Below are 21,984 nucleotides of genomic sequence, written 5' to 3'. Positions count from 1 at the left end.
GTCGGGTGCGACGGGCAGATTCTGAGAGGGACGGAAGGCTGAACATTTAAGGGAGCTTAACCAAAAGCCCACCAAATGACAACCCACGTGATCGCGGGGATTTGCTGATTCTAAGGGCTTTGCGCCACGTAGAACTCAGCTCGCCGCTCCTCGACCATGATCAGCCAGTTCATCATCGTGATCGGTGGCAAGGCCTCCGGGTGACGGATCTGGGTCAGATTGACTTCAATGCGATCATGGGCCATGTCCGCCTCCGTTGCGTCTCTGAGATCCAGCAAATGGACTTTTTGACCGGACTCGCCGGTATCCCCTGCCAAACTACCCACTTGACCTCCGATTTTCAGCCTCAGGGGATTGGTCTCGGCACCATAACGTTTCTCGGGAGCAAAAAGCGAAGATGGTGGATAGAAGGGATCCGGTATCCCCGATCCAGCGGGTGGGGGTATCGTAGCCGTATTGAAGTCATCTGCGATATACAGTCGCAGGTTCGTGACCAGCGAGAATCCCTCGGTGAAACTCGTCAGATCTGCGCATTCCTTTAGGATGACGCCATAGTCGTGTTCGGCGCAGGGAATCGACGGCTTTGCTATGTCTGCGTTGCTACGGTGATCGACATTCACCGCCACGGAGTGGTTCACCGCCAGCGAATCACCCCCAAGCAGCTCAAGGAACTTCTTGAATCGTTCCGGGTAGATCTCGATGCACCATTTTTCCTCGTGAAGAAGGCTCACGTTCCACGGAAAACTTGGCTTGAAATAACCAGCCTTGAACGTTCCGACAAGAGGGTCGCCGAAGCGGGCGTTGTTGAAGGTGATGTCGCCGACAACGGCCTCCTCGTAATAGTAGCTGCCATTCTTGCCGTAGGCTACATCCACCGGATAAGGAAAGTTCACCATCTCATCCTCGTCGCAGCAGTAGATGTATCCGGGCGGCAGTCCTGTCGCCGGATCCGGAATCAACGAGATATCAACCGATTGCCGGGTTCCTCCCTTGAAATACTGGAACCGCAACTCGGTAGGAGTCTTGTCGAATTCACCCGCGACCTCGGTGACGTCCAACCTCATGGCACACTGCATCGCACCCACGGAGTAATCGTTCCACGTGGTCGGAGAAACCGTGTTGGTTTCCGGGCTATGGGAGTACCGGTCGAAGAAGTCGGGACCGCGGTTAATCGGAAGAAATGCCGCACGTCCGGCTTCCGAAGCCAGAGACACCGGCAGGAACTCGCCGTAATCGATTTCGAACTTTTCCCTCACCCCCGGAGCGAATGGATCACTGGCGACCGCCTTGCTGTCGATTTTCACTCCATCTCCGAACTCAAGGCCTCGCCGCCCCGAAATCCGGGACAAATCCATCCCCTCCTCGACTTTTGCCCGGGTCGCGAAAACCGCCCCTTCGACCGAGGCGTTTTCCCACATGCTCCCGTCCTCGTGTTGACCCAGGATGGCGAAAGCTTCGGCGGAAATCGCAAGCTGCGACGGGATCTCATAGATCGAGATGATGAAGTCTCGCTCCATTCGATCCAAACCGGTCAGATGATCGTCGGCATCCGCCAAATCGAGGCTGAAGGCCCACCAATTCCTCTTCGCAACGAAGGGCTGGCCCGGCTCGGTGTAGCTGAAGCGGATCTCGGGAAATGAGATCAGATTGAACTCGGGATACTCATCCACCGGAAGCCCCACCTCGCCTGCGGCAAGTGGACCATAGATCTTTTGGCGGCTGATGATGGGAAAGACCCGATCATCGTTGATGATATCCACATTGGCAGTCTCAAGAGGGGCAGGAAATCCGGCGCCGAGACTCCGGCCAATACCCGGCGCGACGTATCCCGACTCAGGCTCGATCGCGTCGAACACGGCATTCACGTTGGGAAACGCGGTATCGCCGGTATTCGCCACCCGAGCGTCCTGCAGCCCGAAATTGTTGAGCATTGCGGTCGCCACCGACTCTCTGGCATTCACTTGGTCCAAGGCGTCCGAAAAGATGTTGCCCCAACGCAGGGGGTTGCGACTCGCCGATGTGGCGTCCGACTCATGCGTCATTGCCCGGATTGCCCGGTTCGGAGTCAGATTCACAACCGCGCGGAGAATCTCATCCTCCTTGTCGGCATAGTCGATGCGAAGCGTGACCTCCTTCTGCGCCGCGTGCGCCCGGATCGACGTCCGGTAGCTGTTGAGCAGCATCACCAAAACGATGATCCCAAGCGTCAGCACCGTCACATACGACGCGTAGCCCCGCGGCGCGCGCTTGCGCTTCGATTCCATCTTCAAGTTCTTCATGACCGTTACAGTTGTTGGGTTCCCGAATACACAAGCTCCTCGCCGTTGGGTCCCGACAGGCGCATCCGCAGCACTCCCTGCTCCACCGCGAACTTCACCGCCTCGGGCTGCTTGCTCACCGCCCAGTCGGGCGCGCCCAGCACCCCGCTATCGGGAATCACCGTGTAGTAGAGCCCGCTGCCCGTCCCCGGATCCTCGAACGACAGGATCGACGCCCGCTTCGTTCCGTCCGCCTCCTTGAACCGCAGGACCAGCACCGTCGCGTGCTCGAGCACCGCTCCGTCGCCGTTGCGCATCGAGTCCATGTCCTTGTACAGCGCGTAGCTCTCCGCCGTGCCGATCACACGGATCACGTAGTTGTTGATCAGCGGCGCCTCGCGCGTCAGGAAGTCCTGAGCCCGGAAGATCCGGATGAACGCCATCTGCTGGTTGAAGAGCATCAGCGACATCCCCGCCACAAGGATCCCCACCGCCATCGCCAGCGACAGTTCCATCAGCGTGTAGCCACCGCACCGGCGGCGCGTCTTCGGGGTCGTCCTCATCATTGCGATCGGATCACGGTCCGGCTCTTCACGTAGTCACGCCCGCCGATCTCGTAGACCAGCAGGCTCTGGAACTTCCACACCTTCATCCCCGCAGGATTGGTCACCGTCGTGCCCGATCCGCCATCCACCGGAAAATTGATCGAATCCGGAATCCGTGTCCGGATCACCTTGCCCTCCACCGCAGCCCCGCCGGGCAGCTTGCCCAGTTCCACCGTCTCCTCGGACTTCGCCGGATACGCCGGCCACGGCGAGTCAACAGCAAGGAGGTCCGCATATGGAAGACGCTGGGCCCAGGCCTTCTCATAGGTCAGATACGCGTCGCTGACCGTCTGCTGCAGCGTCCACTGCCGCGGTGCCGTGATGTTCATCGCGAGCTTCAGCAAAATCAGCGAAAGCCCCGTCAGGAACGTCAGCGCATACGTCGCCTCAAGCAGAACCCAGCCGCCACGACCGCGCTTGTTTCGGCGACGCGCCGCGGGCATGCTCCGCGCATGCCGAAAGCGCTTCTCCTGTTCTGGCTTTTCCTGATGCCTATCGCCCACGGCCAAGCCATCCTCGAGCCGCCTTTCGGGCTCAAGTGGGGTGACTCTCCGACCAAACTCCTCGACTGGGCCGGGCGCCACGAACTCGACGTCCAAATCACCATGCCCGGGAAGTCGCCCGAGTTGAGAGTCTTCCGGATCGAGCGGCCTGCCGCCCCCTTGCCCGATTCCGAGGCACGGGCGGTGGAGGCCAGGTTCATCGACGGGAAGCTGATCGAAGTAACCGTTCACTACGGTGACCCCGGAAAGGGAGCTGAAGCGATTGAGGCGGAGTTCAACACCATGAAACGCAAACTTGGCGTGGAATTCGGCCCCCTCACCGCCAATCAACAGCAACGGAAAACCGAGGACCGTTTCACCACCCGTACCCTCTCGTTCCACCGTGAGCCGGTACGCGGCCTCTTCCTCCTGCTTGCCTTCACCGAAGTGGAGGACCTTCTGCGGAAGTCCCGTCAGGCAACGTTCTCCCTGATCTACCGGAACGACAATCTCCGGCAACGTATCGAGTCCAAACCGGCCGGAGGGGGGAGTGCCGATGGAAAGTAGGTCATTCATGACACCCCCCTGAGCTCAGCTGCTTTCTACTAGTCGGAAATCTCGATGGTCGTCACCGTGCCGTTGACCGAAATGTCACGGTTGATGTTGAACGTGACGTAGTCGAGGCGGTCGATTCCGAATGGCGTCTCCGTCAGCAACTCGATCGTCCACTGCCCACTATCGGTGATGATCTGGTCCCAGTCCTTGATGGTAAGGACACGATCCTGTGGCACGGCATCGTTGATATTCACGGCGGTCCCCGGAATGATGGTGCCTGCCGTCCCCAAAGCCGGAGTCCCCATGTAGGCATGGGCGTAGGTCCTCGAGTTGGGGTACAGATCATTCAATGTGACCGTCAGGGTCGGCGTGTTGAAGCGAAGGTTGTCGCCATCCACGACCCCCGACAGCGAACCGTCGGCAACCGGCCAGATCTGGACGGTCTTCGAGGAAATCACCTGCTCGGGAACCATGTAGTCCGGAAGGGAGAAGACCGTGAATCGCTCTTCGCCCCGAACCTTGGATCGATCATCACCGGGCACTGAAGTGAGGTTGTAGGTGAGGGTCACTTTCCCGTTTTCATCAATATAGCTCTCCGCGATCATCGACGCATCATCCCGATCGATGTCGTCACCAACACCATCTTCTCCGTAACTCTGGACGTGCTGATGAAGCTTCACCATGCGGGCCGCCATCGGCGCCGAGGGATCGGAGAGCATTCCATCCAGATCGATCTCAACGGTAAAGGGCCGGTCCGCACGAGTCCGGGGAATCGTTTGATACGGGTCTTCGCTGATAATCGTGATGGAAGCCTGCGGGACGTAGGAACCGACGTAGCGCTGGTCGAGCAGGAAATCGATCACTTGATCGTTGTCGACCGTCCAGAGTTCGAAACGGGCTCCACCCGGATCGATCGGAAGCGGTGAGAGCTGCTGCCCCTCCTGATCGACGGGCACCTGCCACTCCGCCCCGGAGTTCACCTGGATTTGGCGAATGAAGTTGGTGTAAGTCTGGGCATCTGCCAATGAAACAGAGGCGGCAATGGCGACACAAGGAATCAGGCTTTTCATCGTTCAACGGCAGTTGTGGTTTCGTCGGTCGTGGCGGTTGCGGCTTCCGGCTCTTTGACCGGCATCACCGAAATCGGGCCAGTCTGGTAGGTCGCCACGATCATCTCGCGGCTCTCTTTGAATTTCTCCACGGTCTCCTCAGGCATGGCCTCCATGCCCTCGGCCTGGGCCCGGGTAACTTCGACGGTGCGGATCCAGCTCCGGTTCGCGGCATAGAACTGCGACCACTGCACGAACTTGACGCCTTGTCCCTCCGCCGGACGAGCCAGTGCCCCGCGAAGACCGGAAGGAAGGTGAAGCACAGCGCGCTTGGGAATGAGAGTGGCGATGTTTCCGCGATAAAGCACCTCCGACCTTGCAAGAATACTCTCCGGCTTCGGAGCCTCGGACACCTTTACTTCCTCGGGCATCACGACGCGGCGCATGGAAGAGATCGGATTCGGGCGCGGCCTCGCGTTACCGACGATTGTATCATGAGTCGCCGCATCGCGGAACACCCTTGGGGTGTTGCTGCCTGGCTGGCAGCAGCGTTCCTGGGCAATGGCCGAGGAGCCTAGAGCGATGCCAATGGCACTGAGGTAGAGCGCTTTCATAGTGATCAATAAACAGACGGGGTTACTTCTTCTCGTCGTCGATTTCGCCTGAGGGATCCTCTTCGCTGTTCGGACCGCCACGACCATTCCCCGGATTCGAGACATCAACACCGTCCCAGTTGTTACCGTGGCCGTTGTTGTTCTTGCAGTAGTCTGCTGTCGCGAGGATCACGAGGTCCTGCATGTCGTATTTCGGTGAGGTCCGGTCGGTCGTTTCCAGTTCAAACAGGATCAGCTGTTCCTTCGGGCCAATCTTCACGTAGCCACCCGCATCGACGTAGGGCTGAAGAAAGCTCGCGATTTCACCTCGCTGGATCGCCGGAACGTACTGCGGGAGCGGATCGCCGGCCGTTAGCGCCACCGCCTCGGGCGAACCCGTACCCGTCGTTTGATAGGGCAACCACCCGTTATTGTAGACCCGGCCGCGGAAGTGCGGACGAACGCCGGCGATGGTCTTCGCGGTGGCGTAGGTCCAATTGGGCTGAACCCACTCATGGGTATCGTAGAAGAACCGAACCCAGTTTCCGTCACCGATATTCACCTCGGCCTGGACGTAGGCATAGTTCGGCTTTCCGTTCGACTGATAGCCAAGGATGCTCGGCGCGCCGAGAACCCGCAGCTCCATGCAAACGCCATCGCGGCGCAGGATTTCCTCGAAGGTCTCCGGATACTGAATCGCCCAAGTCAGAGTCGGGTGAGTCCCGGTCTGAACCAAGGTCGGATACGCGTCGAGGCTGCCAACCGGATAGAGCGGATCGGCTTTCTTACTTCCGCCAGCGTTGCTGCTTTGGGCAAGCGCGGGACCGGACGAGATGATCGCACAGGTGATCATGGCGATAGCTGCCGGCACGGCAGCCCATTGGCTGGTTTTCATGGCTGATTTGGGTGTGGGTGTGGGACTTGAAAGAGCGCGGTCGCTTCGCGGATCGGGCGATCGGGACGGATCGCCCGGGAAGACGGCCCGGAGGGGTAAAAGGCATGGTGGTTCCTGGCTGTGGAGGTCGCCATGCCGGTTCGGGACAGAACCCCTCTCCGGGCCGCCGGAACACCACTTGGGACGGTGGCACTCCGGACAACTTCGCTGGGTGTGGGACTAGGAAATCAGTGTCGTTTTCGTAGTAAGGGACGGGTGTTGAACAGCAGGGTGAGGTGGGTGCAATCGAATCAACGGGACGGGGCGGCGGTCCAAGTTTTCCAAGGACCGGGTGGAACGTCGCGGGCTTCGACGAAGCGCCATTGCACGCGCTCGCCGCTCCGGACTCCGAGGTAGTCGCGCACCGCAGGGCTGATATCGATGCCAGCTCCCCCATTACGGTTGTCGCGCGGCTCCTCGCCGTTGAAAACATACTGCCAGTGGTCGGTTTGGAACGGACCGACGTCCTCCCATTGGGCGTAGCAAACCTTGCCGTCGAGATGGACCGCGATCCAGCGGCCCTTGCAAACCGAAATGCCTTCGCCGCGATAGTCGCGCCAGAACCAAGGAATCACTTCCGAGGCCTCGGGACGATGGCGCCAGTCGGAGCCGATGTCGTTGTAGGGCAGGGCGATGTAGAAAGGGTTCAGCCTCGGAACAAAACCGGCCGGCAAGAGGCCGTTGCGCCGCTGGGGATCGTCGTAACCACCGAAGTTCGCCTCCCAATTCGGATCCCAGGCGCTCGCGTGGTTCGGCGTGGGATTGTTGACCGTCGGCTCTTCCCCGATCCAGAAGACGGTGGCGACCACGTTGCCGCGCCAAGCGCCGACCTGGCGAAACCGCTCGTTGGAGTGTTCAAGAACCACCCGGGCGGGAGCCGGAACACCGAAGGGATCACTCAAAGAAGGCAGTGCTTCCCTCCGATCTTCAAGCAGGGCGGTGTGCGCAGCTTGAACCCGATCAGCCAGCCGCGACGCCGCATCAAGCTCCGCAATGAGCAGAGCGAGAGCGAGGCTAGCAATCTTGGAGGAGGCATTCACAGCAGAAGCGGAAAGACGAAGTTTTGAAACTTACGTGATCGAGTATGTTTCATTCAGAAATCTAAACAAGAAATTTCTGATTAATTTTTGAACGCCTTGAACAGTTACCTGTCTAAGGGGTCGCCCCGGAGCCAAACAGACCGAGCTGCCGGGTTCTCCCCCAAGTTCTCACGACAGATCAGACGGGCCCCGGGACGATTGGCGCAAGGATTTGAACCCTGTCCTGAACACCCTGACGAGTCGCACAGAGGAAGTCGGGGGCGAAATCCGAAGAGCACGGCTGACCGGGGTGAACGGAGGACATAGAACCAATCCAATCCTCATATCTCAAGGGAATTTTTATAAAGTTTGAACAAAAAGACTCCCAAATGGTCAATTTAGCCAAAACATCGACGGGTGGCGGTTACCCACCGGAGGTGCTGTCCGGATTTACGCTCCGAAGCGTCTCTCGAGCTCGCTCAGAGAGATCTCGGTGAGTGTCGGGCGCCCATCCGCTGCGCAGTACGGCAGTTCGCAGGCAAATAGCTGCCGAAGCAGGGCACGGGATTCCGTAGGACCGGGATTCTCGCGGATCGCGGCCTGGCGCGCCAGAACCTTGGCGAGGCTTTCCAAGGCAAATCGAGATGATGCGGTGCCGCCGTCGGCCAAATCCTCGACCACTTTAAGCAAGAGCTGCTCAACATGATCCGCCCCCAAGAATGCCGGAACTGAGCCAATCCGTATACTTCCTCCGCCGAAATCCTCGAGTTCGAAGCCCGCTTCTTCAAAGACTTCCTTGTGGCGCAGCAGCAACTCCGCCTCCCGCGGACCCGGCTCCATGACCCGCGGCACCAGAAGCGTCTGGGTTTCCAATGACTGGGAAGCATCCACCGGCCCCAGCCACCGTTCGTACAGAATCCTCTCACGGGCCGCCCGGGGATCGAAAATCACGAGGCCGTCCTCCGACTCCAAAAGGGCGTAGCGGCCCAGCAACTCACCGATCATCCGGAAAGAGGGTGCAGGATTCTCCGGTTCGGGTGCCTCCGACACCTCAAGCGGCAGGACTCGCTCGATCGCGACCGGAGGCAGACTCCGGGCGGCCGGGACAGGTGACGGGATCGAGGACACCGCGACCGCGGAGGGCCGAGGGGTGACACCTTGTCGAACGGGGGGGGCCAGACTCTCTCTCACCGCCTCTGCTACCGCTTCCCGCAGATCGTGGGGGCGATGCAGGCGAATCTCACGCTTGGCCGGGTGGACATTCACATCAACCAGCTGCGGATCCATTTCGATCCAAAGCCAAGCGGCAGGGTGCAGGCCGTCGGGCAGTCCACCACGGAATCCCTCGACCAGTCCTCGGGAAATGACCGCATCCTCCACCGGTCGCCCGTTGAGAAACACGCATTGATGTCGCCTGCCTTTCCGTGCGTGAAGCGACGGAAGAACGAAACCGGACACTTTCAACCCCCTTCCCTCGACTTCGGGCAGCGGTACGAGCTGCTTGCCCAACTCGGTGCCAAGCATCCACCGGACGCGATCCTGTCGCGACATCCCGGCAGCCATCTCGAACACATCCCGTTCGTCCTTGCGGAACCGGAAGCGAACTCCGTCCGCGGCGAGAGCATGCAGGCGCAACTGGTGCTCGATGTGGGCCGACTCGGTGGTTTCCGTCCGGAGGAACTTTCGCCGCGCGGGCACGTTGAAAAACAGATCGCGCACTTCGAACGACGAACCGGGCGCGCAGCCAGCGTCGCGTACGTCCCGCACCGCTCCTCCCTCGACGCGAATTTCGGTTCCGGCGATTTCGGACGCGGGCCGCGTGACCAGACGAAACCTCGACACGCTGGCGATGCTGGGCACCGCCTCGCCCCGGAATCCCAAGGTCCGGACCTGATGGAGGCCTGCCTCATCCGTCAGCTTGCTGGTGGCATGCCGCTCGAGACACAGAAGCGCGTCCTCCTTCGCCATCCCGCAGCCGTCATCGGTGACCCGCATCAGCGCGACGCCTCCCTTCCGGATCTCGACCAAGACCTCCCCGGCGCCGGCATCGAGGCTGTTCTCGACCAGCTCCTTGATCACGCTGGCCGGCCGCTCCACCACCTCGCCCGCAGCCACCTGGCTCGCCAGAATGTCGGGAAGAATGCGGATGCTGGGCACGGACCCGATTAAAGCCTCGCCCGCCCCGACCCCAAGCGCCAAAGCGGCGAATTTTTCCTCGCACCCGCCCCCTCCCCCCGTATCAGTGTCGCGACATGATCCGCATCAGCGATCCAGCCGCCAAAGCACTCCGTCAGCTCCTTGAAAGCAAGGGTGCGGGGCCCGACGAGGGATTGCGCCTCGCGGTCCGCAAGGGCGGATGCGCCGGCTGGCAGTATGAGATGGGAATCGGTGAAGCCGAGGACGGTGACCGGATATCCGAGTTCGAAGGCGGACGAGTGATCGTGGCGGCCGACAGTGTGGACCGACTTGATGGTTGCGAGGTTGACTACGTCGACTCCCTCTCCGACGCCGGGTTCCGAATCAACAACCCGCGGGCAGCCCGTTCCTGCGGCTGCGGAACCTCCTTCGAAGATGCAGGAGAGCCCCCGCTCGATCCCTCGGAGATCGAGGAGTGCGGGAACTGAACCAGATGGCCTCGAAGTCCGAACCCCGCCGCTGGCGAAAGCCCCACTTCTATTGGTGGACGCTGGCCAATGTGATCGCAGCCTGCCTGGCCGTGCTGAGCTGGGTCCTTTGCCTCCATGTCTTCGGACACCCGGAAATCCCGAAGAACTACGAGATTCTCAAGAAGCTCGGCCGGCAGAGTCCCGGCGTGGGTTTCGACCTCCAGGAAGCGCCTCCGGGAGAGGCCGCCGATCCCCGGGCCCTCTATCGTCGGTATGCCGACCTCGACGAAGCCTCGACCGCCCGCCTGAACCGGGCCCTGATGCGAAATTATCTCACCAGCTTGGGAGAGCTGGGCCTGATCCAGTATGTGGAGGGCGATTTCAAGGTCACCCACGTCCGGCGATTGGATGAAGGAGATCTCTTCTCAGACGGATTCGCGGTTCGCGCCCGGGCCATGGTCCGGCCGGACGAGTTCACCGAGGCCGCCCCTTGGCCGGTGACGCTTGACTACCTGTTCCCTACCCGGAACTCGGTCGCGGCCGATTGGTTCCAGCCCGGCGACACCCTCCATGTCGCCAAGGTGCCCAACTGCGCGATGCTCCTACACGTCGACCGTGACACCAGTGGCGATTCGCCGCTAGTTCAGCTCACGGTGGTTCCAATCGCGACTGGCGAATACCAAGTCGGCACCAACCATCGGTTCACGATCATCGCGCCCGAGGAACTGAATCCCGGCTGCCGCTTCCCGGTCTTCCCGACGGAAGCGGCGCCAGAGGAACCTTAGAAGTACTTCCCTTTCCCGGGCACGGGGCACGGGTAGAGGCCGTCCGGCCCCGGCTTCGGACCCGGATCCGCATCCCAAGCGAGCGTGGTCGGCATCGTGTCGACATCGGAATTCAGCGCCTGCTCCCACGTGACTTCCTGGCCGGAGTAGGTTGCCATGCGGCCGAGGATGGTCGTGAGCGTAGCTTCGGCGGTGTAGAGGGCGTTGTTGATCGGATTACCGGACCGGATCCGGTCATACAGCACATTGTGCTCTTCCTGATACGGCTGGTTGTCCGGTCCCTTGAAGCGCCAGATGATCTTGCCCTTCCGGTCCTTGATCATACCCGGGTAGGCGGTGCCCTCGCTGCCGGCAACGATCTCGCTCACCCGCGACCAGGCATTGCGCCAGTGGCGGCACTGCGAGTTCATCACAGTGCCGTCCTTGTAAACGAACTCGACGTAGTGGTGGTCGAAGATCTCACCAAACTCGGGACCCACGCGCTGCGAGCGACCTCCCATCCCGACCGCCTTGACCGGGTGCTCGCCCTTGAACCAGTTGCTGACGTCGATGTTGTGAATGTGTTGCTCGGCGATGTGGTCACCGCAGATCCAGTTGAAGTAGTACCAGTTGCGCATCTGATACTCCATCTCGGTCATGTTCGGCTTACGATCCCGCACCCATACGCCGCCGCTGACCCAGTAGACTTGGGAGGACACGAAGTCCCCAATCTTGCCTTCCTTGATCTGCTCAAGCGTCGCGAGATAGCTCTTCTGATAGCGGCGCTGCAGTCCGCACACGACGCTGAGCTTCTTGCGGTCCGCCTCCTTCGCAGCTTCGATCACCTTACGAATGCCGGGACCGTCGACCGCCACCGGCTTTTCCATAAAGACGTGCTTCCCCTGTGCGACCGCGTATTCGAAGTGGGTCGGGCGGAACCCGGGGGGCGTGCAAAGCAGCACCACATCCGCGGCATCGATGGCCTGCTTGTAGGCATCGAATCCGGAGAACCTCCGACTCGTCGGGACATCGACGCGGTCCTTGAACTGCCCCTTGAGGCGGTCATGGGCGCTATCCGCATTGTCAGGAAAGGCGTCCGCCAGAGCCACCAGTCGGGTTCCGGGAACATTCAGCGACTGGGCCGCAGCACCGGTTCCGCGCCCACCGCAGCCAACCAGCGCGATCTTGATCTCGTCACCACCCCCGGCCTGGGCGTGGAGAAGGGAAGGCACCGACGAGGCTGCTGCCACCAGCGAGCCGGTCTTGAGGAAGGTACGACGGTCGGGAGATGTGGACTCTTGATTCATGGATGAGCCCACTACGCCTTGGAGCGGGGCATCCTTCCATCCTGAAATGCTCAGAATTCGCAGTGACCGGGGGTCCGGGCGAAGGGGATCACGTCCCGGATGTTCTGCATGCCCGTCACGAACATCAGCAGGCGCTCGAAACCCATCCCGAATCCGGCGTGGGGCACGGTGCCGAAACGCCGGGTATCGACATACCAACCGTAATCCTCGAGCGACAGCTCGTGACGCTCCATATTGGCCTGCAAGACGTCCAACCGCTCCTCCCGCTGGCTACCGCCGACGATCTCGCCGATTCCGGGCACCAGCAGGTCCATCGCGGTTACCGTCCGGTCATCGTCGTTCAGCCTCATGTAGAAGGGCTTGATCTCCTTCGGGTAGTTGAAAACCGTCACCGGCCGCTTGAAGTGCTCCTCGGTCAGCCAGCGCTCGTGCTCGCTCTGCAGGTTGTGCCCGTATTCCACCGGATACTCGAACTCCCTGCCCGATTTCTGGAGAATCTCCACCGCATCGGTGTAGGAAATCCGCTCAAACGGATTCGCGGCGACGAACTCGAGCCTCTGCCGGAGGCCCTTATCGATGAACTTCTCGAAGATCGATAGGTCCCCATCCTGATTCTCCAACGCCTCGGCGACCAGATACTTCACCATTTCCTCCGCCAGATCCATGTCGCCCTCGAGATCGCAGAACGCCATCTCGGGCTCGATCATCCAGAACTCGGCGGCGTGCCTCGAGGTGTTGGAATTCTCGGCGCGGAACGTGGGGCCGAAGGTGTAGATCTGGCCCAGCGCGCAGGCAAAGGTCTCGCCCTCGAGTTGCCCCGAAACCGTCAGGTGGGTGGCTTTCTCGAAAAAGTCTCCGCTGTAGTCCTGCTTCTTTCCGGAGGTCGGATCGAGCGTGGTCACCCGGAACATCTCCCCTGCCCCCTCGCAGTCGCTGGCGGTGATGATGGGCGTGTGAATGTAGTGGAAAGCGCGTTCCTGGAAAAAGCGGTGCACCGCGAAACTCATCCGGCTGCGGATCCGGAACATCGCACCGTAGAGGTTCGTCCGCGGCCGCAAATGGGCGATTGAACGCAGGAACTCGGGCGAGTGCCCCTTTTTCTGGAGTGGAAAGTCCTCAGGCGCCTTGCCGAGCAGCCGAACCGACGTCGCCTGCACCTCCCACGCTTGGTTCCCGCCTTGGGACGCCACCAGTCGACCCTCCACCTGCACCGAGGCGCCCGTGGTCATGTCGTGGAGGTCGTCGGATCCGGGAATCCCATGGTCGACGATCACCTGCAAGTTCCCGAGGCACGAGCCGTCATTGATTTCGAGGAAGGAAAAGGCCTTGGAGTCACGGCGGGTCCGCACCCAGCCGCCGGCAACGATCGAGTCGGACGCCTCGGTGGCACCCAGCAGATCACGGATCAATGTTCGCATGCCCGCGATTAAGACAGCGCTCCCGACTCCCGCAAGCCCCGGCAGTCGCCCTCCGGTTGACAAACTCGCCAAGGCTCCGGCGTTGATCTTTCACGTCAGCGGGGCAAGGAACACCCCCCCGGCCCCGTAGCATTTCTTTCCAACATGAACCGACGCCACCTGATTCTCTGCCTCGCGACCGCGACCCCTCTCGCCGGCGCCGACTGGCAAGCCCCGAAACCCGCCGAAAAGGTTGCCCCGCAAGCGTTCCAGGTTCCCGACGGCCTTGAGGTGACCGTTTGGGCGTCGACCCCCGATCTTTTCAATCCGACCAACCTCGACATCGACGCCGCAGGGCGGATCTGGGTCGCCGAGGGCGTCAACTACCGGCGCCACAACGGCCGTCGCCCGGGAGGCGACCGGATTGCCGTGTTGCAGGACACCGACGGCGACGGCAAGGCCGACAGCTCGCACACCTTCGTTCAGGAAAAGGGCCTCGTCGCACCGCTGGGCGTGGCGGTCTTCGACAACGTTGTGGTCGTCTCCCAACCGCCAGACCTGATCGTCTACACCGACGTCAACCGCGACCTGAAATTCGACCCGGCGACCGACAAACGCGAGGTCCTGCTCACCGGATTCAATGCCCGCAACCATGACCACTCGCTCCACTCGGTGACCGGCGGGCCCGACGGCAAGTGGTACTTCAACAACGGCAATTGCGGCGCGATCTTCACCGACAAGTCGGGCAAGACCTTCACCTGCTATGGCGACTACCGGGGCGGAGGAGGCGACTGGTTCGTGCCGAGCCACAGCGAGTTGGGCAAGGTCAGCGACGACGGCTTCAAGTGGACTTCGGGCTTCTCGGCACGGATGAATCCCGACGGCACCGCGGTCGAGATCATCGGGCATGGCTACCGCAACTCCTACGAGCACGCCGTAAACTCTTTCGGCGAGCTGTTCCAGAACGACAACGACGACCCGCCGGCCTGCCGGAACTCGTATGTCCTTGAGTTCGGGTCTGCTGGGTATTTCACCCGCGGCGGAAAGTCATACCGCACGGTCAAGCGCCCGGGTCAGGACCATGGACGGGCCCACTGGCGCCAGGACGATCCCGGCACCTTCGATGTCGGCGACATCTACGGCGGCGGCTCCCCGACGGGTGTCGTGTTCTACGAGAACGGAGCGCTGGGCAAGGATGCCGCCGGCACCTTCCTCAGCTGCGAGGCCGGTCGTAACGTCATCTTCAGCTACCAACCCGAGGTTCAGGGCGCTGCCTACAAGATGGAGCGCAAGAACTGGATGAACTCCAACCTCGACGGCAAGTTCGTCGGCTCGGACTTCGTCGGCGGCGGTCGTGCCAAAGGCAACGAGGAGGGTACGACCGATCCCAAGCTCTTCCGCCCGTCCGATGTGGCGGTCGGAGCGGATGGTGCGATCTACGTGACCGACTGGTTCGACCCCCGCGTCGGTGGGCACGCCGACCTCGACGACTCCTGCTCGGGCACGATCTACCGCATCGCTCCGAAGGGTTTCAAACCGGTGAACCCGAAGATCGACCTCGCTACTGTCGAGGGCGCCATCGCCGCGCTTCGGAGCCCGGCCCCCAACGTCCGCTGGACCGGCTTCGACGCCCTCCGCAAGAAAGGCGCGGAAGCCCTGCCGGCGGTCACCGCGCTGCTCGGCGACCCGGATCCGTGGATCGCCGCCCGCGGCATCTGGCTGTTGCCCTACCTCGGTGCCGGAGGAACCGCGAAATGTGAGGAACTGCTGAAGTCCGACAAAGCGTCCACCCGCCTCGTTGCCTTTCGGGCACTGAAGCGTGCGGGCAAGGACGTCTACTCGATCGCCCAGACGCTCGCCAAGGATCCCTCCCCCGCCCTCCGCCGCGACGCGGCACTGGCGATGCGCGGCCTTCCCGCCGACAAGGCGGCTCCGGTCCTGATCGAGGTCGCGAAAGGCTGGGACGGAAAGGACAAGAACTACCTCGAGGCGATCGGCCTCGGCGCCGAGAATCAGGAGCCGGCCGTGTGGAACGCCATGCGCGACGCCCTGTCACCGGGCGACCCGCTGACGTGGAACGACCAGTTCGCCAAGCTGACTTGGCGTCTCTGGCCGACCACCGCGATCGACGCGCTGAAGAAGCGTGCCTCGGCCAATTCGCTGACCAAGGAGCAGCGCGATTTCGCGGTCGAATCGATTTCCTTCATCGACGACCCCGCCGCTCCGGACGCCCTCTTCGCGCTGATTTCGGAAGACTCCCCGTCCAAGCCCGAGGCGATGCGCTGGCTGTTCACGCGCGGCACCGGCGACTGGGCGAAGTTCGACCTGAACAAGAAACTCAAGGAGACCGGCATCTACGACCCCTCCAAAGTCGAGCTGACCGAAGTCATCATGCCGGGCAAGCCGGCCAGCACCAAGTTCGGGGAACAGGACGTGATGAAACTCAAAGGCGACGCCGCACGGGGCAAGACCCTCGCCGCACGGTGCACGATGTGCCACCACGTCAATGACCTCGGGCCCCATTATGGACCGGACCTTCGGGGTTGGGTCTCACGTCAAGGTGAGCAGATGGCGATCCGTGCGATCATCGATCCGTCGGCCGACATCGCCCATGGCTTCGAGGGAACCGCGATCGAACTCAAGGACGGAAAGTGGATCGACGGTCTGGTGATTTCTGACGGCAACCCCTTGGTCATCACCGCAACCGGCGGCCTGACCCAGATGGTGCCTAAGAACCGGATCAAGTCGCGCCAGCACATGAACCGCTCGCTGATGCTCAACGCCGATCAACTCGGACTGAGCGCCCAAGACGTGGCGGACCTTGTCGAGTGGCTCAAGGGATACTGACGGAAGTCAGGGCTGAGCGGAAAGGTAGGGCTGAGCGCCCCCGGGTCCTCCGATGCAGTCAGGGCTCAGCCGCCATCCAACTTCCACGGCCGTTCGCAGCGGAAGACTCACTATTCCACCGTCCCCAGATACTCCTGCGGGACGCTAGGGTTTCCGATCAGGCGCGGCTTCGCCTCCCAGCCTTCGATATCTCCGCAGATGCGTGCCCACATGCGGCGCAGCATTTCGGCCTTCTCGTCGCGCTCGGCCGCCGTCGACTTCATCGGATCTCCGCGGCTCTCGGGACGATACTCCCACGCGGCAAATCCCGGTCGAAGCTCCAGCCCCCGCTTGTCCCACTCGCGGTACTCGCCGAACCGGAGATCCATCAACCAAACTCCTCCCTTGGTTCCCCGAGCGATCATCCAACCCTTCGAGAAACGCTCGACCGCTCCGACGGTGGGCGACTCCATGATTTCACCCGCGTCCTTCCTCGCGGTGAAAATCGTCCACCTCACCGGCGCGTCTCCGTCGAAGATCGACCGGTAGCCGATCCAGAACTCGTCGCCACGATCGACGACCCCCCGCCAGAGCAGGATCGAAAACGGCGCGGGCGTCTCCATCCGCCGCTCGTAGCCGATCCCCCGCCGGGCCAAATCGCGCTCGAAGGCCGACGACACGGCATGCTTCGCCCAGAAGCTCAGGCCGACATAGAGGCCTGAGATCAGAAGGCAAACGGAGGTCATCCTGATTCCGACGCCCTTTTTCCACTTCTTGGCGTCGATGAATAGCCCCCACACAACCGCCACCAGCATCGGCAACGTGAAGAGCGGATCGATGATGAACAGGTTGTCGAAGGACACCGGATGCATCGAGAACGGCCACAGAACCTGGGTGCCATAGACGGTGAAGCAGTCGATGAGGATATGCGTCGACCATGCGAGAAACACGAACGTTCCCGCCCTTTGCGGCGTGACCTTCTGCTTCTTCCATCGCTTCGCCAATGGCTTCGCGAGGCCGAAGGACACCAACAGCAGACACAGCAACGAATGCGTGAAACCGCGGTGCAGCCGAAGGTCCCAAGCCGTATCGAGAAACGGTGTCACCAGCGCGTCGAGGTCCGGCAAGGTGCCGAAAAGCGCACCCCACCCGATCGCCGGGCGGCCCAGTTTCCTACCGAGGACCAAAGCGCCAACCGTAGCGCCCAGCGCCGCCTGAGTGATCGAATCCACTGCCGCCAATCTTCCCGACCCGCCCTTCCCGCCAAGTCAAAAAGCCCGACAGGCATGGTTCTTGAATGTTGAAACCCGAAGCCGGAGACTCCGCCCATGCGCACCGCGGTTTACGCCGGCTCGTTCGACCCCCCGACCAACGGTCACCTGTGGATGATCGAGCGCGGGCTCGAACTGTTCGACCGTCTGATCGTCGCGATCGGCAACAACCCGTCGAAGAGCTACACGTTCTCGGTCGAGGAACGCCTGCGGCTGCTCAAGGCGTCGGTCCCCGCCTGCGAACGGCTGGGGATCGCCCACTTCGACAACCGCTATCTGGTCGACTACGCCAAGGAGCAGGACGCGACCTTCATCCTCCGAGGCATCCGTGGACCCGATGACTACGAGTACGAGCGGGTCATGCGCCACATCAACGCCGACCTCGCCCCGACGATCACCACGACCTTCCTCATGCCCCCGCGCGACATCGCCGAAGTCTCGTCGAGCATGGTGAAGTCCCTGATCGGCCCGACCGGCTGGCAGGACACGGTCCGCCGCTATGTCCCGGCTCCGGTTTTCGAGGCCTTGGGAGGACAACTGGCGGACTGACCCCCGGAGTGGCGGATTTTGCTCGCCCACCGGAGCCGATTGTGACGGTTTCGTCACAAATCCATGCCGCTTCTCGCCTCGATCACCACTTCCTCCGTCGTTTTCGGTCTCCTCCAGGTGCTTGGAGCCCTCGGAGTCTTCCTTTTCGGGATGAAAATCATGTCGGAGGCCGTCCAGCGGGTCGCCGGCAAACGCCTCCGCCAGGCCCCCTCCGGACTCACCGGCAACCGCTTCAGCGGCGTCGCGACCGGCTTCTTCACGACCTCGCTGGTCCAATCGTCCTCGGCCACGACCGTGCTGGTCGTGTCCTTCGTCAATGCAGGCCTGTTGACCCTGCTCCAGTCGATCGGGGTCATCATGGGGGGCCAATCTCGGCACCACCATCACCGCCTGGATCGTCGCTTTCGTCGGAAAATTCAGCGTTTCGGCCATCGCCCTGCCGATGATCGGCATCGGCCTGCCTTTCGTCTTTATCGGCAAGGACAAGGCGAAGAGCTGGGGAGAACCCCTGCTCGGCTTCGGTCTCGTGTTCTTCGGACTCGGGCTGCTTAAGGACTCGGTTCCCGATCTCAAGGACCTGATCAAGACAGACCCCGGAACCGCGGAGGCGATCCGCGACATCGTGACGTGGATGGGAGGCCGCGGCTTCGCTTCCACCCTGTTGTATCTGGTCGGCGGCATCATCCTGACCCTGCTGGTCCAGTCGTCGTCGGCGGCGATGGCGATCACCATCACCTGCGCCCTCAACGGCTGGCTTGGCGACGTCTCCGATCCGCTCCTCGTGTTCCGCAACTCGGCGGCCATCGTTCTTGGTGAAAACATCGGCACCACGGTCACCGCATGGCTGGCATCCCTCGGCGCCAACGTCCACGCCAAACGGGCGGCGCGGGCACACTTCACCTTCAACGTGATCGGCGTGATCTGGATGCTGATCGTGTTCGTCCCGTTCACCGCCATCGCCTGGAATGTCGCCGAGGCGCTTCCTGAAGGCATGCGCTCCGCCAAGTCCGACTTCCAGAAGTCGGAGATCGCCTTCGCGACCGCGATTTTCCATTCCGCCTTCAATCTGGCGAACATCTGCCTGCTTGTGGCCTTTGTCCCCCAGATCGCCCGGCTCGTGGAATGGTGGGTGCGCGAGAAAACCCCGACCGCCGGCGAGAACCGGCTCCAGTACATCTCGCAAGGACTGGTCGACCTCGGCGAACTGAACGTGGCCGAGGCGGAGACCGCCACGCGGCGGATGAACGACCTGACCTCCCGGATGTTCGACGGCTTCGTCCACGTGCTCAACCAACCGGGCGTGGACCTGTCCACGGAGGTGGCGGCCCTCAAGGAGATGGAGGACGAGTGCGACGAGATGCTGCACGACATCACCTCCTACCTGATCCAGTGTTCGTCTCACGAGATCGGCCCGGGCAATGCCGGGCGCATCACATCGATGCTCCGCGTCGTCTCGGAGCACGAGGAAGCCACCGACCGGATCTACAGGCTGGTGAAGATCGTCCAGCGGAAGTACGAGAAAGGGCGCGACTTCACCGAAGACCAGCACCGGGAACTGAACGCGATCTGCACCCAGGTCCGCGCGATTCCCGACATGTGCTCCAACTCCCTGTCGGGAATCACCGGCGAGATGTTCGACAACGCCAACCAGCTTGAGGACCGGATCGACCGGCTTCGCAAGCAGCACAACAAGGGCGCGGTCCGGCGGATGCAGTCCGGGGCGGATGTGCCGACCGAGATGCTCTACACCGAGATCAACAACCATCTCGAGGCGGTCGGCAACCACGCGCTCAACATCATCCAGGCCGCCGAGCGTTCCGAGGAGACCGGCATGGGCGCCCGCGCCGACGCCTGACCGGTGTCACATCCGGGCGTGACAGCCGCGCCCGGTCGCGACACTTGTAGGGAAACCCATGCTTACGCTCCTTATCGCGCTCGGCTCGCTGGTTCTCTACCTCGTCGCCTACCACACCTACGGCCGCTGGCTGGCCCGGAAGATTTTCCGTCTCGATCCCGACCGCGTCCCGCCGTCGATCGAACTGGAAGACGGCAATGACTACGTGCCGACCTCCAAGGGCGTCGTATTCGGCCACCACTTCACGTCCATCGCCGGCACCGGCCCGATCGTCGGCCCCGCCCTCGCGGTGATCTGGGGATGGGTGCCGGCGCTGCTCTGGGTGCTGTTCGGCTCGATCTTTATCGGAGCGGTTCATGACTTCGGCTCGCTGGTGGTCTCCATGCGCAACCGCGGCCAGACGGTGGGCGACATCTCGGGCCGCGTGCTCGCGCCCCGCGCCCGCATCCTCTTCCTCTCCATCCTCTTCCTCGCCCTGACCATCGTGCTGGCGATCTTCGGGCTGGTGATCGCCGCGGTGTTCCGGATGTTCCCGGCCTCGATCTTCCCCTGTCTGATCCAGATCCCGATCGCGGTCGTGATCGGCCTGTGGCTCCACCGCAAAGGCATCTCCCTGATGCTGCCGTCGATCCTCGCCCTCGGACTGATGTACGTCACCGTATGGTTCGGCGACTGGGGATTCCTCCATGCCTTCAACACCGCTCTCGCCGGGCTGCCGATCATCGGCTGGGTCGCGATCCTGTTGATCTACTCCTACATCGCCTCGGTGCTGCCGGTGTGGGTGCTCCTGCAACCGCGCGATTACATCAACTCGCTCCAACTCCTGTCCGCCCTCGGCATGGTGGTGCTCGGTTTGGTCGTCGCGGGCCTCTTCGGATTCGGACCTGACAAACAGGCGCTGGAGATCGTCGCGGAGCCGATCAGGGCCGGCGACAACGCCCCCGCCGGGGCGCCCTATCTGTTTCCCTTCCTGTTCATCACCATCGCCTGCGGCGCGATCTCCGGATTCCACTGCCTCGTCTCCTCCGGCACCTCATCCAAACAACTGAAGTCCGAGAGCGACGCCCAGATGGTCGGCTACGGCTCGATGCTTACCGAAGGCTTCCTCGCGGTGCTGGTCATCCTCGCCTGCGTTGCCGGCCTCGGCCTCGGCATTCCGGAAATGGTCGACGGCAAGGCCACCGGCAACACTCTTGTCGGCGAAGCCGCCTACCAGGCACGCTATGCCAGCTGGCAATCGGCGGGCGGACTGGCCGCCAAAGTCGGGGCGTTCGTCGACGGCAGCGCCAACTTCCTCAAGGCGCTTCATCTCAAGCCGGAATTCGCCGTCGCGCTGATGGGCGTGTTCGTCGCGTCCTTCGCCGCCACCACCCTCGACTCGGCCTGCCGCCTGCAACGCTACGTCACCCAGGAACTCGCGGCCGCCGTTCGCATCAAGCCGCTGACCAACAAGCACGCCGCCACGATTTTCGCGGTGATCATCGCCGGCGCCATCGCCGCCCTGCCCGCCCCGGGGAAACCGTGGGAGTTGGGCGAACTCGGCAAAGGCGGGATGATCCTGTGGCCGCTTTTCGGCGCCACCAACCAGCTGCTCGGAGGGCTCGCCTTCCTCGTGATCCTGTTCTGGATGTGGCGACGCAATATCCCGATCTGGTTCGTCGCCATTCCTGCGGTCTTCATGCTGGTGCTTCCGGCCGCCGCGATGATCACCCAACTGTTCTTCGCCGGACCCGGTTCATGGATCACCGGCGAGAAGCCCAACTACCTGCTCGGCTTCTTCGGTATCGCCACGCTGGTCCTCGAGGGCTGGATCGTCGCCGAGGCCGCCGCGGCATGGCCGAAGGCGAAAGGCATGCTGGAATCGTCCGCCCTCGCCCACGACTGAGCCAGTCGGCGCGCTCCATCATTGCCCCG

General features: G+C 62.2%; 18 protein-coding genes and 2 pseudogenes. 9 read left to right on the top strand and 11 right to left on the bottom strand.

Annotated features, from left to right (window positions below):
- Nucleotides 1-110: 110 nt before the first annotated feature.
- From HAHE_RS15050 to HAHE_RS15040, 3 genes are read right to left on the bottom strand one after another with little or no spacing between them, the layout of a single operon-like run.
- Entirely contained in the window at nucleotides 111-2,279 is a 2,169-nt protein-coding gene (locus HAHE_RS15050; protein WP_338685557.1) for a hypothetical protein, read from the bottom strand.
- Between the two features lie 5 nt (nucleotides 2,280-2,284).
- Complete coding sequence (locus HAHE_RS15045; protein ID WP_338685556.1) at nucleotides 2,285-2,824, bottom strand: hypothetical protein; 540 nt, start codon at nucleotides 2,822-2,824, stop codon at nucleotides 2,285-2,287.
- A complete protein-coding gene (locus HAHE_RS15040) occupies nucleotides 2,821-3,306 on the bottom strand; it encodes a hypothetical protein (RefSeq protein ID WP_338685555.1) in 486 nt (161 codons plus the stop codon). The genes HAHE_RS15045 and HAHE_RS15040 overlap by 4 nt, the downstream gene beginning before the upstream one ends.
- Before the next feature lie 9 nt (nucleotides 3,307-3,315).
- On the opposite strand from HAHE_RS15040, the gene HAHE_RS15035 reads away from it, so the two are divergent.
- The gene (locus HAHE_RS15035) at nucleotides 3,316-3,912 is read left to right on the top strand and encodes a hypothetical protein (protein ID WP_338685554.1); all 597 of its coding nucleotides are present in this window, start codon (nucleotides 3,316-3,318) and stop codon (nucleotides 3,910-3,912) included.
- A 38-nt stretch (nucleotides 3,913-3,950) separates the two neighbouring features.
- Here the strand turns inward: HAHE_RS15035 and HAHE_RS15030 are convergent, their stop codons facing one another.
- From HAHE_RS15030 to mutL, 5 genes are all read right to left on the bottom strand, one after another.
- Complete coding sequence (locus tag HAHE_RS15030; protein ID WP_338685553.1) at nucleotides 3,951-4,970, bottom strand: hypothetical protein; 1,020 nt, start codon at nucleotides 4,968-4,970, stop codon at nucleotides 3,951-3,953.
- Nucleotides 4,967-5,563 (bottom strand): hypothetical protein, encoded by a 597-nt coding sequence (locus HAHE_RS15025; protein WP_338685552.1) that lies wholly within the window; start codon nucleotides 5,561-5,563, stop codon nucleotides 4,967-4,969. Before HAHE_RS15025 ends, HAHE_RS15030 begins: the two co-directional genes overlap by 4 nt.
- Before the next feature lie 22 nt (nucleotides 5,564-5,585).
- Nucleotides 5,586-6,437: a hypothetical protein gene (locus HAHE_RS15020; protein ID WP_338685551.1), complete on the bottom strand. Its 852-nt coding sequence runs from the start codon at nucleotides 6,435-6,437 to the stop codon at nucleotides 5,586-5,588.
- A gap of 290 nt (nucleotides 6,438-6,727) precedes the next feature.
- A complete protein-coding gene (locus tag HAHE_RS15015; protein ID WP_338685550.1) occupies nucleotides 6,728-7,516 on the bottom strand; it encodes a hypothetical protein in 789 nt (262 codons plus the stop codon).
- Between the two features lie 429 nt (nucleotides 7,517-7,945).
- Nucleotides 7,946-9,652 (bottom strand): DNA mismatch repair endonuclease MutL, encoded by a 1,707-nt coding sequence (gene mutL, locus HAHE_RS15010; protein WP_338685548.1) that lies wholly within the window; start codon nucleotides 9,650-9,652, stop codon nucleotides 7,946-7,948.
- A 95-nt stretch (nucleotides 9,653-9,747) separates the two neighbouring features.
- Here mutL and HAHE_RS15005 point away from each other — a divergent pair, with 95 nt between their 5' ends.
- Nucleotides 9,748-10,119: an iron-sulfur cluster assembly accessory protein gene (locus HAHE_RS15005; RefSeq protein WP_338685547.1), complete on the top strand. Its 372-nt coding sequence runs from the start codon at nucleotides 9,748-9,750 to the stop codon at nucleotides 10,117-10,119.
- A 5-nt stretch (nucleotides 10,120-10,124) separates the two neighbouring features.
- Entirely contained in the window at nucleotides 10,125-10,886 is a 762-nt protein-coding gene (locus tag HAHE_RS15000; protein WP_338685546.1) for a hypothetical protein, read from the top strand.
- Here HAHE_RS15000 and HAHE_RS14995 read toward each other — a convergent pair.
- On the bottom strand, nucleotides 10,883-12,172 hold the full coding sequence (locus HAHE_RS14995) for a Gfo/Idh/MocA family oxidoreductase (RefSeq protein WP_338685545.1): 1,290 nt from the start codon (nucleotides 12,170-12,172) through the stop codon (nucleotides 10,883-10,885). The genes HAHE_RS15000 and HAHE_RS14995 overlap by 4 nt on opposite strands.
- Nucleotides 12,173-12,222: 50 nt before the next feature.
- Entirely contained in the window at nucleotides 12,223-13,590 is a 1,368-nt protein-coding gene (gene asnS / locus HAHE_RS14990; protein WP_338685544.1) for an asparagine--tRNA ligase, read from the bottom strand.
- 144 nt (nucleotides 13,591-13,734) lie between these two features.
- Between asnS and HAHE_RS14985 the strand changes: the two genes are divergently transcribed.
- Nucleotides 13,735-16,416 (top strand): PVC-type heme-binding CxxCH protein, encoded by a 2,682-nt coding sequence (locus HAHE_RS14985; protein ID WP_338685543.1) that lies wholly within the window; start codon nucleotides 13,735-13,737, stop codon nucleotides 16,414-16,416.
- Nucleotides 16,417-16,526: 110 nt separating this feature from the next.
- On the opposite strand, the gene HAHE_RS14980 is transcribed toward HAHE_RS14985, so the two are convergent.
- On the bottom strand, nucleotides 16,527-17,627 hold the full coding sequence (locus HAHE_RS14980; RefSeq protein WP_338685541.1) for a metal-dependent hydrolase: 1,101 nt from the start codon (nucleotides 17,625-17,627) through the stop codon (nucleotides 16,527-16,529).
- A gap of 96 nt (nucleotides 17,628-17,723) precedes the next feature.
- Between HAHE_RS14980 and coaD the strand changes: the two genes are divergently transcribed.
- From coaD to HAHE_RS14960, 5 genes and pseudogenes are all read left to right on the top strand, one after another.
- Nucleotides 17,724-18,215 carry a pantetheine-phosphate adenylyltransferase gene (coaD, locus tag HAHE_RS14975; RefSeq protein ID WP_338685540.1) on the top strand — a complete coding sequence of 164 codons (492 nt, stop codon included), beginning with the start codon at nucleotides 17,724-17,726 and terminating at the stop codon, nucleotides 18,213-18,215.
- Nucleotides 18,216-18,278: 63 nt separating this feature from the next.
- Nucleotides 18,279-18,521 (top strand): annotated as a pseudogene (locus HAHE_RS21775) (hypothetical protein); the annotation flags it as partial.
- 73 nt (nucleotides 18,522-18,594) lie between these two features.
- A pseudogene (locus HAHE_RS21770) lies at nucleotides 18,595-19,311 on the top strand (Na/Pi symporter); the annotation flags it as partial.
- Between the two features lie 144 nt (nucleotides 19,312-19,455).
- A complete protein-coding gene (locus HAHE_RS21765; RefSeq protein WP_425511003.1) occupies nucleotides 19,456-20,070 on the top strand; it encodes a hypothetical protein in 615 nt (204 codons plus the stop codon).
- Between the two features lie 58 nt (nucleotides 20,071-20,128).
- Nucleotides 20,129-21,955 carry a carbon starvation protein A gene (locus HAHE_RS14960; protein WP_338685538.1) on the top strand — a complete coding sequence of 609 codons (1,827 nt, stop codon included), beginning with the start codon at nucleotides 20,129-20,131 and terminating at the stop codon, nucleotides 21,953-21,955.
- Nucleotides 21,956-21,984 lie beyond the last annotated feature (29 nt).

This window comes from Haloferula helveola (assembly GCF_037076345.1).
Classification (GTDB): Bacteria; Verrucomicrobiota; Verrucomicrobiia; order Verrucomicrobiales; family Akkermansiaceae; genus Haloferula; species Haloferula helveola.
This window is presented reverse-complemented; position numbering and strand designations above follow the sequence as displayed.

Excerpts from the sequence above, each read along its gene's own strand:
- HAHE_RS21765 (WP_425511003.1), top strand. The coding sequence starts at position 19,456 with ATGAACGACCTGACCTCCCGGATGTTCGACGGCTTCGTCCACGTGCTC.
- HAHE_RS15020 (WP_338685551.1), bottom strand. The coding sequence starts at position 6,437 with ATGAAAACCAGCCAATGGGCTGCCGTGCCGGCAGCTATCGCCATGATC.
- HAHE_RS15045 (WP_338685556.1), bottom strand. The coding sequence starts at position 2,824 with ATGATGAGGACGACCCCGAAGACGCGCCGCCGGTGCGGTGGCTACACG.
- HAHE_RS14995 (WP_338685545.1), bottom strand. The coding sequence starts at position 12,172 with ATGAATCAAGAGTCCACATCTCCCGACCGTCGTACCTTCCTCAAGACC.
- HAHE_RS15030 (WP_338685553.1), bottom strand. The coding sequence starts at position 4,970 with ATGAAAAGCCTGATTCCTTGTGTCGCCATTGCCGCCTCTGTTTCATTG.
- HAHE_RS15040 (WP_338685555.1), bottom strand. The coding sequence starts at position 3,306 with ATGCCCGCGGCGCGTCGCCGAAACAAGCGCGGTCGTGGCGGCTGGGTT.
- HAHE_RS15005 (WP_338685547.1), top strand. The coding sequence starts at position 9,748 with ATGATCCGCATCAGCGATCCAGCCGCCAAAGCACTCCGTCAGCTCCTT.
- HAHE_RS15000 (WP_338685546.1), top strand. The coding sequence starts at position 10,125 with ATGGCCTCGAAGTCCGAACCCCGCCGCTGGCGAAAGCCCCACTTCTAT.
- HAHE_RS15035 (WP_338685554.1), top strand. The coding sequence starts at position 3,316 with ATGCCGAAAGCGCTTCTCCTGTTCTGGCTTTTCCTGATGCCTATCGCC.
- HAHE_RS14985 (WP_338685543.1), top strand. The coding sequence starts at position 13,735 with ATGAACCGACGCCACCTGATTCTCTGCCTCGCGACCGCGACCCCTCTC.
- HAHE_RS14960 (WP_338685538.1), top strand. The coding sequence starts at position 20,129 with ATGCTTACGCTCCTTATCGCGCTCGGCTCGCTGGTTCTCTACCTCGTC.
- HAHE_RS15050 (WP_338685557.1), bottom strand. The coding sequence starts at position 2,279 with ATGAAGAACTTGAAGATGGAATCGAAGCGCAAGCGCGCGCCGCGGGGC.
- coaD (WP_338685540.1), top strand. The coding sequence starts at position 17,724 with ATGCGCACCGCGGTTTACGCCGGCTCGTTCGACCCCCCGACCAACGGT.
- HAHE_RS15025 (WP_338685552.1), bottom strand. The coding sequence starts at position 5,563 with ATGAAAGCGCTCTACCTCAGTGCCATTGGCATCGCTCTAGGCTCCTCG.
- asnS (WP_338685544.1), bottom strand. The coding sequence starts at position 13,590 with ATGCGAACATTGATCCGTGATCTGCTGGGTGCCACCGAGGCGTCCGAC.